The organism is Myroides sp. C15-4 (assembly GCF_050522745.1).
Taxonomy (GTDB): domain Bacteria; phylum Bacteroidota; class Bacteroidia; order Flavobacteriales; family Flavobacteriaceae; genus Flavobacterium.
Window position 1 is genome coordinate 1 of sequence record NZ_JBMVQX010000029.1, and the last position, 14,035, is coordinate 14,035.

Below are 14,035 nucleotides of genomic sequence, written 5' to 3' on the forward strand. Positions count from 1 at the left end.
CAATACACTTATACCAATGAAGCAGGTGTAGCAGTTGTGATTGACGTACAAGCAGATGTGATCAACAACTTTGAAGAGATCATCAACCAAACAGATGTACAGGAAATCATCAACAACATTATTAAAAATGTAGGGGGTAACGTTCACTATGACGGAAATTCCTTTACGTATGTCAATGAAGATGGAGATACAGTTACCTTGGATATGTCAACGATTATCAAAGCTAACGAAACCATTACTACTTTAGTAAAAGATCCATCAGGTAACGGACAATACACCTATACCAATGAAGCAGGTGTAGCAGTTGTGATTGATGTTCAGGCTGATGTGATCAACAACTTCGAAGACATTATTAATAATACGAATGTTCAAGAAATTTTAAATCAATACCTTACAGAGAATGCGGGTAACGTACATTATGACGGAAATTCCTTTACCTATGTCAATGAAGATGGAGATACGGTTACCTTGGATATGTCCACAATCATTAAGGCCAATGAAACTATTACCACGTTAGTTAAGGATCCATCAGGTAACGGACAATACACCTATACCAATGAAGCAGGTGTAGCGGTTGTGATAGATGTACAAGCAGATGTGATCAACAACTTTGAAGACATCATCAACCAAACAGATGTACAGGAAATCATCAACAACATCATTAAAAATGTAGGAGGAAATGTTCACTATGACGGAAATTCCTTTACGTATGTCAACGAAGATGGAGATACAGTTACCTTGGATATGTCAACGATTATCAAGGCGAATGAAACTATCACTACTTTAGTAAAAGATCCATCAGGCAACGGACAATACACCTATACCAATGAGGCAGGTGTAGCAGTTGTGATAGATGTACAAGCGGATGTTATCAACAACTTTGAAGACATCATCAACCAAACAGATGTACAGGAAATCATCAACAACATTATTAAAAACGTAGGGGGTAACGTTCACTATGACGGAAATTCCTTTACGTATGTTAATGAAGATGGGGATACTGTTACCTTGGATATGTCAACAATAATTAAGGCGAATGAAACGATTACCACCTTAGTTAAAGATCCATCAGGCAACGGACAATACACCTATACCAATGAAGCAGGTGTAGCAGTTGTGATTGATGTTCAGGCGGATGTGATCAACAATTTTGAAGAGATCATCAACCAAACCGACGTTCAAGAGATCATCAACAATATTATTAAAAACGTAGGAGGAAATGTTCACTATGACGGAAATTCCTTTACGTATGTCAATGAAGATGGAGATACAGTTACCTTGGATATGTCAACGATTATCAAGGCGAATGAAACTATCACTACTTTAGTAAAAGATCCATCAGGCAACGGACAATACACCTATACCAATGAGGCAGGTGTAGCAGTTGTGATAGATGTACAAGCGGATGTTATCAACAACTTTGAAGACATCATCAACCAAACAGATGTACAGGAAATCATCAATAATATCATTAAAAACGTAGGAGGAAATGTTCACTATGACGGAAATTCCTTTACGTATGTCAATGAAGATGGAGATACGGTAACCTTGGATATGTCAACGATTATCAAGGCGAATGAAACTATCACTACTTTAGTAAAAGATCCATCAGGCAACGGACAATACACTTATACCAATGAAGCAGGTGTAGCAGTTGTGATTGACGTACAAGCAGATGTGATCAACAACTTTGAAGATATCATCAACCAAACCGATGTACAGGAAATCATCAATAATATCATTAAAAACGTAGGAGGAAACGTTCACTATGACGGAAATTCCTTTACGTATGTCAATGAAGATGGAGATACGGTAACCTTGGATATGTCAACGATTATCAAGGCGAATGAAACTATCACTACTTTAGTAAAAGATCCATCAGGTAACGGACAATACACCTATACCAATGAGGCGGGTGTAGCTGTAGTAATTGATGTTCAGGCTGATGTGATCAACAACTTCGAAGACATTATTAATAATACGAATGTTCAAGAAATTTTAAATCAATACCTTACAGAGAATGCGGGTAACGTACATTATGACGGAAATTCCTTTACGTATGTCAATGAAGATGGAGATACAGTAACCTTGGATATGTCAACGATTATCAAGGCGAATGAAACCATCACTACTTTAGTAAAAGATCCATCAGGTAACGGACAATATACCTATACTAATGAAGCAGGTGTAGCAGTTGTGATAGATGTACAAGCAGATGTGATCAACAACTTTGAAGATATCATCAACCAAACAGATGTACAGGAAATCATCAACAACATTATTAAAAACGTAGGAGGTAACGTTCACTATGACGGAAATTCCTTTACGTATGTCAATGAAGATGGAGATACAGTAACCTTGGATATGTCAACGATTATCAAGGCGAATGAAACCATCACTACTTTAGTAAAAGATCCATCAGGTAACGGACAATACACCTATACCAATGAGGCAGGTGTAGCAGTTGTGATAGATGTACAAGCAGATGTGATCAACAACTTTGAAGATATCATCAACCAAACAGATGTACAGGAAATCATCAACAACATTATTAAAAACGTAGGGGGTAACGTTCACTATGACGGAAATTCCTTTACGTATGTCAATGAAGATGGAGATACAGTTACCTTGGATATGTCTACAATCATTAAGGCTAATGAAACAGTAACAACCCTAGCAAATGCAAATGGAGTTCTGACGTATACGAATGAGGCTAATGTCCCAGTAGTAGTAGATATTCCTGCTTTAGTTAAGTCTAGTGAAACGTTAACGGTTCTTGAAAATATAGTAACGCAAGAGAGCGAGGAGAGTGGAGAAATTGTTGATATTTATACGCTAACCTACAAAGATGAAGCGGGAGATCTACATCCAATCGATATTAAAGTGTTAGTGAAAGGAACAGAGACAGTAACTACCTTGGTTTATGATCCAATGGAGCATGTATTAACCTATAAAAATGAAAAAGGGGAAGTTACTAACTTAAAATTAACAGATTTAGTTGGTGATGGAGAATCGTTAACTAAGTTGGAATTTGATGCAGCGACCAATTCTTTATTATATACAGATGAGGATGGAATTATTCATACGATTGAAATCGAATCAATTAATAAACATCCTTGGTTGGATTCCTCAACACATAATGTCGCTACTAGTAGTACAGCTGATATTTATACTAAAGGATGGGTTGGAATTGGCTTTACTGAACCATCTGGCGCTCCTAATGAGAAGTTAAGAGTAAATGGAAGTATCACAGCTGTAAATAGTTACTATGCAGATTATGTGTTTGAAAAATATTTTGATGGATATTCGTCTTTAAAATATGATTATAATTTTAAAGGTTTAGATGCTGTTGAAGATTTTATTAAAGAAAATCGTCACTTACCTGGGATAACGCCTATTCATGAATTGAGTAAATCAGAGGACGGCTATTCTTTTAATGTTTCAGAATTATCAATTCAACTTTTAGAAAAAACAGAAGAATTGTATTTGCATATTATTGAGCAAAATAAAGAATTAGAGGAAAAGGAGTCAAGAATTAAAGAATTAGAGCAAGTTAACCAAAATGTTCAGAAAAAAGTAGAGCAATTAGAGCAAGTTAACCAAAATGTTCAACAAAAAGTAGAGCAATTAGAGAAAATGCTTCTAGACTTCATGCACAAAAACTAACTTTTTAAAATTATTAATTATGCGTTATAATAATACGATATACAAGGGAATGAAAGATATAATTTCATTACTACTGATCCTTTTTATAGGTATCTTTTCCAGTATGGCCCAAACTAATATGACTAAAATTAAAGATGGTACTATTTCTGGATCCGCTGCTATACCTGGTTTGGGAGTAATACTTGAACTAGAAAGTGTTAATAAAGGATTTTTGACTCCAAGATTGACCACACAACAAAGAGATGCAATTGCAGTTGCCAATAGAACTGATGGTTTATTGATTTACAATAAAACAACAGGCTGTTTTAACTATTGGAGTGAAGTACAAGATACCTGGTTGAGTTTATGTGGTACGCCGCCTCCAGCTGTATTTGAAATTAGTTCAATACAATGTTCAGAGATAACGGTAAATGGAACATTTAAACAAGGAGAATATTTGAAACCTTCAAATTATTTGACTATACCTGTAACAGTAACACAAGCAGGTACCTATGATATTTTAGCTGCAACAAATAATGGTTATTATTTTTCAACTAAAGGAACTTTCCCAACCTCAGGAACATATACTTTGATTGCAGAAGGAGTAGGAACTCCTAATGTGGGCTATAATGTTGGTGAGAATGGAGATTTATTGACTATCTCATTAAACAATAAGCCTAGTACATGTGTTACTAAGTATGTTTTTGTAGACAAAGCAAGTGTTAGCTACGAAATAGATTGTAATGGTGCAATAGTTCAAGGTGACTATATGATCGGTAGATCGTTAGATGGGAATAATAAGATTGTTTTAGAGGTTGACGTGCAATCAGTAGGATATTGGAGTATATCAACTAATACAGTCAATGGTTATTCATTTAGAGGATCTGGGACATTTACGCAAATTGGAGGTCCTCAAACCATAGAATTATTGGGAACTGGAACACCAATAGTTTCAGGCTCAAATTCATTTAATTTGACTTCAAATTCTGATGCTGGTACAAGTACAAGTTGTACGGGTGTTCAAGTTGTAGTACAAGCTATTAAGTATACCGTAGACTGTTCTCAAGCAATTGTTGCTGGAGTGTATAAACAAGATGAAGCTATGACAGCTTCTAATACAGTAACGATAAAGGCTAATGTACAAGCAACTGGTGAAACCACAATTCGTACAAATACTGTGGGCGGTATTTATTTCACTTCAGGGCCACTTTCTTTTGATTCACTAGGTGAGAGGGATGTTGTATTAACAGCTGTTGGAACACCAACTACTCCGGGTGTAAATACCTTTACTTTAGATGCATCACCAGGTATGGTTGCTACTTGTGGATTTGATGTTACAATAACAGGACAACCTGTAGCTTATAGTTTAACTTGTTCTACTATAGTGGTAAATGGAACGTATGCTCCTAATATAGCCATGAATGCTACGAATACAATGACATTAAGTGTAAACGTTCAATATCCAGGTGCTTATACTATATCTACCAATACAGTAAATGGAGTGACGTTCTCAGCAAGCGGTACATTTACTTTGAGCGGTACACAAGATGTAACATTACAAGCTTCAGGTACAGGTCTAACAGGAGGTACTCATCGATTTACAATTACATCAAATAGTAGTTTAGGAAGTAATACATGTAATAAAAATGTAGAGTTTGTTTATCGCAAAATAAATGTCCTTGGATTAGGAGGTGGTACCTATCAACCTGGAACGGCTAGTAATACGCAAAGTACAAGAGCTATATTACAATCACCTGCGAATTTTGGACCTACAGGAAAAGTTCAAGTAGATGGTATTACGATTGTTAATGGAGGTACAGGACAAGGAGCTACATTGAGAAATAACATCAATAATAATAAAATTGACGTAATTGTAATTGGTTATAATTACTTACCATCAGCAGCATCGATTGCCATTTTAGAAGACTTTGTTAAAAATAAGAAAGGTGTATTGATTCACTCTCAAGAGAATGATGCTACAGGGGCTAGAAATTTAATTAATGCAATAGCAAACTCTGCAACTACTGCTGTATCAGGAACTGGAACCACCTATATTAATCCAATTTTAAATATAGATAATATATTGCTAAATGGGCCTTTTGGAGACATTCGAAATAAAGCAGGAGGAAGTGATGTGAATAATTCTTATTACGTAACAGGTTTTTCGAATGAATATACTAGCTTTTCTCATCAACAAGGTAATACTTCTCGTTCTTGGTTGATTAAGCACAATACACTAGGATATATTTATGTTGGTGATTCTGGATGGACCTCTGGTGATGCTACTAATAGTTCGACAACTATTTGGCCAGCTGCTATGACAGCAGGAGGATTGCCAATCTCTAAAGCATATAATGGAGGTACTTTGGTTTATAATAGTATTTTATACGCTAATATTATGACTTGGGCTATCCAATATGTACAAGAGAATACAAATGTAGATTATATAGTTCCATAGTGGATATAATGAAGAACAATTAAAAAAATAAGCTTGATTTAATCAAGCTTATTTTTTTTGTATTAAATAAATCATTATAGTGCTAAATCCTCTTGCGTAAGCTTTAATTCTTTTCGCTTTTGTTTTACAAATACTTGTATTGAGTCCATATCTATACCTTTTTAGGTATAAATATAAAAAAAAGAAACAATACCCTTTCAGGTATAGTTTGTGTTAAATTTAATGTTTTATACCCGATAGGTGGTATTTTATGAATTAAATAGAACGTGTTTTTCCTTCAAATAGTCCATTAAGATACTAATCCTATTAATTTTTCAAGAATTGTCCATGATTATTCAAATGACAACAAAGGTTTTATTAGTTGGAAAGGCCTATTAGAAGAGCGATTGACCTAAGGATGTCCAAATTTTAGTGCTATAAATAAGTATATTTGATGCCTAATATGACCTCTAACTACTTTTTTTATAATCCCTTCCTATTTCTTGGTATTTTTGAATGATGATAAGTTTTACACAAGCAAAAGAGATAATTGTTTATCTGATAATAGATAGGAGTGTATTTTGCTTTTTTTTAATCGTTTCATCGAGTAAAATGTTAAACCTCGCGATACAATAATTTACATCCTAGCATTCATAGGGGGTTACACCGATTTTGCTTGCTTTTACACAACACTTTTTTCAAAATAATTCAAACGAAAATCAACTATGTTTTTTTAACAGATTTATCGGAGGGAATGGGGGAGTTTGGTGGATATACTGTAATGAATAGTTTTCTTTTTTTATGACATTTTATCTAATAAATTTAAGTCAAAGTTCCTTTTACCTCATTCTAGATTAGAAAGAAATTACATCAAAAATACTTTGCTATATTTACAAGTGAGTAAATAACCATTCATTAAAAAAATAAAGATTATGCCTTTTCCAATTGAATCTAAATATATTATACAAACAGAAGACGAATTAGGTGTTTTGTTTCCCAATCGTTTTAAAGCAAAAATGATGCAAGAGAATGGGGGAGAGCTATCAACCAAAGAGGATGATTGGCAGCTATATCCTTTTTTTGATCGATTGGATAAAAAAAGAATGAGTCGTACGTGTAATCATATTGGTTTAGAAACGGAACAAGCCAAAGAGTGGCGCAATTTTCCGGCTAATGCAATAGCTATTGCTTCCAATGGGAGTGGAGATCATCTAATCCTACTACCAGAAACTGATAATGAAAAACAACTGAGTGAGGTGATTTATGCTTGGTGGCATGAGGAAGGGATTCCGAAACAAGTGGCAGATAGTATTGAGGATTTACTTAATGAATAAAAAAGGAGTTTTTGTTTGTCTTTTCTATTTATGAAGCAGAATAATTAGTTTTAATTGTAATTATAGTTGTACTTTTCAAAAGAATGAAAAAAACAACGTTAAATATGAGTATTGAATTTAAACAGCTTGCTGCGCTTTGGAAAAAATATAATAAGACAAGTACTGCATTAGTTGAGGCGATGGGAGGGACTGCGAATGAAGTGGGAGAATTTGCAGAACTTTTAGTTGCGAATTATTATAAAGGTAGACAATTATCAGCTTCATGTAAAAGTGCAGATGTAGAGACGAAAGAAGGAAAACTTATTCAGGTTAAATCTAGAAAACTAGATAAAATTAAATCTACTAGTTTAAACGTATTTAGAAGTTGGGATTTTGATTTATTAGTTGTTGTGATATTTGATAAGCAGGGAGGGATACTTAAAGCAATTGAGTTAAATGTAGCAGATGCTAAATCCTTATCAAAAAGTAATAAACATCAAAATGGGCATATTCTAACGACGAATAAGAACTTGCTTGAACATGTTAATGTTATTGATTTAACTAAAGCCTTTAAATCATTAATAAAAGGATAAAAAGAACGTCGTATATTCAATGCACACGATGATTGGGTTCTTAAGTAGAATTAGACACCAAGATAAGTTTGTATATTTTTGACAATCTCCTCCTGCCAAGTTTGAATTGTATCACCTGTAGCAATTTGCATCATGCTACATTCTTTATCTGATAGTTCATCTTGGATAGCTGAATTAAAATAGTTTCCTTTTCTAATTAGGTGCTTATCTGAAGGATATAGTAAAACTACCTTATTGGCTCGATAAAAACGATGATAGACGTACATTTGACGTAAATCTTCAGAGGAAGGGTTCGACTGGTTTATATTCTTCCATTTGGTGTCGAGGACAATGATTTCTTTTGATTCATCGTGCTGTATTACAATATCAGGTCGTAGGGTAGAGGAATAACCTTCAATAGGTTTCCAAAACTTTTTGGATACTTGAGCGGAAACCTGATGTGTTTTTAGTTTCTTTTTTAGCGTTACAAAAATAAATTGCTCCCATAGCTTATTCATGTCAAACATGAGGGCTAAAACATTATTTCTTCCTTTGACCACATCAGGATGATAATTGAGAAGTAATAGTTTAGCAATTTCAATTGCTTTTTCATAAGGCTTATTTTTGCGGTCAAAAACAAGCTTATCAAAAGTTGGTGCCTTGATTTTGCAATCCTTCATTTCAGGAAAGTTCAGCATTAGAGAAGCGATCCTGCCCTTCAATGCAGGGTTTGTATTGGTATTAGCTAGTAATTTGATCGTTTTAAAGAGAATTTCATGTAAAATATGTTCCGTTGAATATAGGGTGTGTCTGACATAAAAACGCTCCTTATGTACAAGATTCTGAGCGATGTGTTTTGAAAATTGTAAAGACCCTTTTAAAGTCGTTTGATTTCCTTCATATTTGCGATATTTTTTAATTAACCCTCTGTGAATCAAGTATTCTACCTCGGAAATAAATAGTTCGAAATACAGCTCTAAAATTGAATTTGACTTCAGTTTTAGAGTGCTAGACCCCGTTGTTTTTACATCAAATCCCCAAACCGTTTTGATCATTCCGATTAACAGGTTTCTCCATTTCTCTTCTCCCGATTGATCGGCTTTAGGTAGAACCTCAATTGTTGTTTTTCCAACTTGAATGACCCCAACATGTTCATTGAATTGCACACCGTTTCGAATTAGTTTAAAGAACGGAGTGCCATCGCCATGATACAATTCCAAAGCATCATGCAATGCTTTTTCGGCTGTATTGTTTAAATTAAATACGCGCTTTTCATGTTCAAAAACGATGATTTTATTTTCTTTATTCACGGTGTAATTAGTTCATTAGTGAGTTAATAGCTTCTCCAAATGCTTCCGTATTATTTTTGTGATCGATTATCTTATAAGATTCTCTTTCTTCAAATTGTGAATAATCCCCTGAATCTGCAGAATTGAATTTGGCAAAAACAGATTCATTTTTAATTGCTTCAACAAATCCATCGCCCAAGACCAATCCAATTTTTCCATAATCGCCAAAGAAGTACTCTTGAAGCAAAGGAATAATGTTTTTATAGAAAGAAGCTATAATCGTTGTTTCATCTTTGTTGATAAAATAAGCATGGCCAATGAGGTGATCGCGATCTAATAATTTTTCGATTCTCTTATTGAGCGTTTTTAATATTTCGGAAGCAGTATAACCATACAGGTCTTGTTGCAATTCTTTTAAATCATATTTTGGAGGCATTTCTTCGAAAACAAAACGTCTACGTAAGGCAGTATCTAGTGCTTCCACACTTCGATCTGCAGTATTCATGGTTCCTATAATATAGAGATTAGAAGGCACTCCAAAAGGCTCTTTTGAATAGGGGAGAGTAACTTTTATTTCTTCATCATTGCCTAAACGTTTATCTTCTTCGATTAAGGTAATTAGTTCTCCGAAAATATGAGAAACATTACCACGATTGATTTCATCAATGATTAAGACATATGGATTTTGTGGCAATGAGTGATCTGTTGCTAGTGATTTTTTTCCACCATTAATTTTATTGTTGATGTAATTCAATACAGCCCAATAAGCTGTAGAATTTGAACCACCGATTACAGCTCTGAATTCTTTGTCTATGTTTCGTACAACAGATAGGTCAGGGAAGGCCTTTTGTAATTTTTCTGCACGAGAATAAGAAACGGTATATTCTTTTGCATCATCAGAATAAATGGGCTTTAGAATTAAATTTCCTTTATCTGAAATACCAACTATTTTCAAACCTAGATTTTTGGTTTGAATAGGCAAGAATAATTGCTCGTTAAGCTCAAATTGTTGATTGGCTTCTAAAACAAGGTCGTTAAATGCATCATCAAAAGTATAGACAACTAATTCCTCAGATTTTTTAAAATGAGGTTGTAGTGCCTGTTTTGAGATCGTTTTAAATATACCATCTTTTACGTCATAAATAACGCTTTTTCCTCCTTCTTCATTTTCTTCTATAACGGGTTTAATTCCTTCAATAAAATCCTCGTAGGTCATACTTTGATGAAAAGTAGTGAATACAATTTGTCCTTTGTCTACTAATCTTTTGTATTCCTCTTTGAGTTTATTTCTGTTTTGGGTTAAGTCAAATTCTGGGTTAGCAATTGCAATGGCTTTATTGATGGTATGGTACGTTTTTCCTGTACCAGGAGGGCCATAAAGTATTTGGTTTAAAGGGTGTTGTGTGTTTTTAGCCATCTTATATTTTTCTGTAATTTCTAGTTTAATTTTGGTGTTTTGAATCAAAAAATCTCGAATATCTTGACCTATGATTTTATCGAACTCAATAAAACTCTGTATCATTTCGTGTATGCTTTCTACAGAAGTGATTTCTTCTTCCTCTAATGAAAAAGATTTATGATAGCGGATGGATTGAAAATAATTTTTTTGATTAGGTTTGTTTGCCCAATCAATCCAAAGAATTGTCTGTTCATCATACTTTTTATCAAGTAAATGAGTGTATAATTCCTTTAAAAGTGCTGTTATTTCTTTCGGTTGATCTTCATTCTCTAAATGTAAATCGACGTAAATCGTAGATTTCTCACAATAAAGTTCATAGTGTATATAATTGCTGCCAATAAGACCGAATTTATCTTGTATACGTTGAAAATTCTTGTCGTGATTACTTCCTACAGTTATTGGAAAACCATGATTTTGATTTAATTGTTCATTAAATACTGTTTTAACTTCAGCAAATAATTCGTAATTACTATTGTCTTTCTCCAGCATGATATATAAAAAATCTTGCGTTAGTAGATTATAACTAGGATCGGTATAGCTTCCTTCTGGTAAATTTTTCTTTATGAGCTCATGTAGATCCTTATCACTTTTGATGAATTTATTCTTTATAAGTTCTGCTAATTCTAGGTAATGAAGATATTTTTTATTCTTGGGAGCACTTTTTATTCCCAGGAGTTTACATAATCTCGAATAGAAAGAATATTTATAAAGAAAATAGGTTTCAGGATATTTAAAGCTCAATAAGAGTGACATAGTTCTTTCATCGTGATGGTGCGCTAGATTAGGTATTAATTCGCGATATAGCGCTAAGATGTCCTTATCAAAGGTTTTGATTCTCTCTTGTAAACTTTTTTGTTCATCATAAAAAGCAAGTAGAATGCTAGCATATTGTTCTTTTCGATCTTGTCTTAGATGTTTCATGACAGCTAAGGCATTATAGTATAATAAATTACTGTAGTTTAAAGAAGCAAGTTCATCTACAATGGTTTGTGAATTTAAATTTGGAAGACCTTTTTGTTTTTCGAATAAAAACCATTTGTCTTTTTCTTCATTTAATCCGCCATTTTGGAGGTGAATTTTATACTTATCCAGTAATGCAGTAAGTTCTGGTCGCTTGTTTTCTATTATTTGCTGTAAATCCATTACAAATACGTTTTCCTAATCTTTTTGTTGGTGGTGATCGTTGATTGATGCATCTTGTTAAACTAAAATCTTATAAGCTAAGTTTTTCGTCAAAGTGCATTTCTTTTCTAATCGAAATAAACTATTATTTAATTGTATTCAAATAATAGTTTGTCAATTTTTATAAAAAGTAAATATACGAAAGCATAGGATAAGAATGTAATGGATGATGGTGAGTTAGATCTTTTTTTGAGTAAATGTGCTTTAGAAATCTTGGAGTAGCTATTAGCGTAATTGATGGTATTGAATGATAATAATAGAGGGGGAAATAGATGTAGGTTATTCTATTTTGGGGTTTCAAATTTATTAGCTTTCTAGCTAGGGGGTAGTAGCCGTTCTTCAGTTTTGATTTTTAATTCATAAGTAATTGAATTTATGAATGGTACGAAATAAAGCGGATAAGGGAAAGTGCTAATGCGTTATTTTATTCAAAAAAATGAAAGAGGAATGGGGGAGTAGAAGTATGGAACGATATGACTCAAGGGGATGAAGATAGTTTTCATCGGTTAATTCTCTTTTATAAATCTTTAGGTTTTACCCGTACCTTACTTGATAACTAAACTGGTGACATGGGGAACAATAACAATGTATTTTGACTATTGTACGCAAGACTGGAAAGCAGGGGAGATTTAGCAAATCCTTACTACAATCTATCAAAAACACAAAGCCAAGGAGGACTTTTTCATACTCTTGGCTTTAATATTTATAGGTTTAATCTTCAAATTGAAATTCTGGTGTAAAAGGGAAAGTTTTTTGTTTATCGATATAATATCTTACATTCCTTTGTTTATTTATTAGGAGTTGAAAAGGATTGTGTGATGTGAATGTGGTGAGAGTTAATATCGTTTTTTTATCTCTTTATCTACTATTGATAATAACTTTAATAAAAGTTGGTTTAAATCATAAGTAAAGGTTAACGACTAATATATGACAGTTTCTAAAAGTGTAATAGGTAAGATTATGTTATAATTTATCAGCAATATATTCCATAAAACCATAGTAAGACTTTCTAGAATTTTCATTTTGATTTTCGTTTTCAAATATTTTTTTTACTTGTCTTAAATTTATATTAGCTATTATTCCATACTCCCATGCTCTCCAAATTTCGGGCGGTAATCTCTTGTTTTTATACCATAAGTATTCTTCACTGCATAGATTAAAGTAGTCAATTATAAGTAATATGTCTTTTTGATTAATTTCTTTTCCGTCATTTAGACGTAGATCATTAAATAATTTATTTAATTTAGTATCATACCGTGAATTAAAATGATTAAATAACTCAAGGAATAATTTATCATCATCATAGTTTTGTTTAATCATTCCTATATAAATGGTTAATAGAGCGACTGTAATAGCAGATGCTATTTTTTGATCCAAAATTTTAATGTAAAAAATTAAAAACACTATTAAAAGAATAATTGCAGCCCAGAATATTCTTCCAGGGTTTCTTGATATAAAACTTAATGTTTTATTTTTAATTTTATTAATCATAACCAATATTTTTCACTTTCTTATTCCTATAGCCCATTTTTAATTACAATGGAATCGATCTTTTTATTAGTACATTTCTGTATGAAATCTTCAAGATTAGTTCTTATATCTTCTTTAGTTAAAAAACTATTTAGATTATAAGCAGAAGCATAAATATACTCTGATGTATTAATGATACCATCGTACTCATTGCTATGAGTGCTATATATAGCTTCAAATTCTAAGTCTTCTTTTGTATCTTTATTTTTAAACCAATTATTCTTACCTATACAGAATATAACTTTAGACACTGATTGATTTACATCGCCAAATTGGTCAATATCCAATTTGGTTTTCTTTGAAGTGTCATAGAAACCTGTATCTGATATTGTTATTATAGAAAAACTAATATTTGTTTCTGTATTAACTCCAAAGTGGAATTCATAATTATACATTGGTAACCAGTCCCAAGCCCATTTATTTAATCGCGCTCTAGTCTTATCAGTTGCAATATTACTAAATTGAGTGTGTCCAGATATATAACTGTGTCCTTCTAGAATTGAGTCAATATATTTCATGATATCTTTTACTCTATCTATGTATATATAAAGATTACGGAACGATTTTCTGCTATCTAATAAAAAGTTATTTAAGTGTTCTTGATTCAT

Annotated in this window: 7 protein-coding genes and 1 pseudogene; 4 read left to right on the forward strand and 4 right to left on the reverse strand. The window is 32.8% G+C overall.

What is annotated here, in order from left to right; genetic code table 11:
- Positions 1–57 precede the first annotated feature (57 nt).
- From ACPDHL_RS12265 to ACPDHL_RS12280, 4 genes and pseudogenes are all read left to right on the forward strand, one after another.
- A pseudogene (locus ACPDHL_RS12265) lies at positions 58–3,666 on the forward strand (hypothetical protein); the annotation flags it as partial.
- 19 nt (positions 3,667–3,685) lie between these two features.
- On the forward strand, positions 3,686–6,103 hold the full coding sequence (locus ACPDHL_RS12270) for a hypothetical protein (protein ID WP_430533051.1): 2,418 nt from the start codon (positions 3,686–3,688) through the stop codon (positions 6,101–6,103).
- Positions 6,104–7,014: 911 nt separating this feature from the next.
- Complete coding sequence (locus tag ACPDHL_RS12275) at positions 7,015–7,416, forward strand: SMI1/KNR4 family protein (RefSeq protein WP_430533052.1); 402 nt, start codon at positions 7,015–7,017, stop codon at positions 7,414–7,416.
- Positions 7,417–7,499: 83 nt separating this feature from the next.
- Entirely contained in the window at positions 7,500–7,988 is a 489-nt protein-coding gene (locus ACPDHL_RS12280; RefSeq protein WP_430533053.1) for a DUF6998 domain-containing protein, read from the forward strand.
- 50 nt (positions 7,989–8,038) lie between these two features.
- Here the strand turns inward: ACPDHL_RS12280 and ACPDHL_RS12285 are convergent, their stop codons facing one another.
- From ACPDHL_RS12285 to ACPDHL_RS12300, 4 genes are all read right to left on the reverse strand, one after another.
- Positions 8,039–9,277 (reverse strand): McrC family protein, encoded by a 1,239-nt coding sequence (locus tag ACPDHL_RS12285; RefSeq protein ID WP_430533054.1) that lies wholly within the window; start codon positions 9,275–9,277, stop codon positions 8,039–8,041.
- Between the two features lie 7 nt (positions 9,278–9,284).
- Positions 9,285–11,858: an AAA family ATPase gene (locus ACPDHL_RS12290; RefSeq protein WP_430533055.1), complete on the reverse strand. Its 2,574-nt coding sequence runs from the start codon at positions 11,856–11,858 to the stop codon at positions 9,285–9,287.
- Positions 11,859–12,860: 1,002 nt separating this feature from the next.
- Positions 12,861–13,388, reverse strand: a complete 528-nt coding sequence (locus ACPDHL_RS12295) for a hypothetical protein (protein WP_430533056.1) — start codon at positions 13,386–13,388, stop codon at positions 12,861–12,863.
- A 26-nt stretch (positions 13,389–13,414) separates the two neighbouring features.
- On the reverse strand, positions 13,415–14,035 hold the full coding sequence (locus tag ACPDHL_RS12300) for a hypothetical protein (RefSeq protein ID WP_430533057.1): 621 nt from the start codon (positions 14,033–14,035) through the stop codon (positions 13,415–13,417).

Bases quoted from the DNA above. Each gene is read 5' to 3' on its own strand.
- ACPDHL_RS12270 (WP_430533051.1), top strand. From the start codon at position 3,686: ATGCGTTATAATAATACGATATACAAGGGAATGAAAGATATAATTTCA.
- ACPDHL_RS12275 (WP_430533052.1), top strand. From the start codon at position 7,015: ATGCCTTTTCCAATTGAATCTAAATATATTATACAAACAGAAGACGAA.
- ACPDHL_RS12280 (WP_430533053.1), top strand. From the start codon at position 7,500: ATGAAAAAAACAACGTTAAATATGAGTATTGAATTTAAACAGCTTGCT.
- ACPDHL_RS12290 (WP_430533055.1), bottom strand. From the start codon at position 11,858: ATGGATTTACAGCAAATAATAGAAAACAAGCGACCAGAACTTACTGCA.
- ACPDHL_RS12295 (WP_430533056.1), bottom strand. From the start codon at position 13,388: ATGATTAATAAAATTAAAAATAAAACATTAAGTTTTATATCAAGAAAC.
- ACPDHL_RS12300 (WP_430533057.1), bottom strand. From the start codon at position 14,035: ATGAATCAAGAACACTTAAATAACTTTTTATTAGATAGCAGAAAATCG.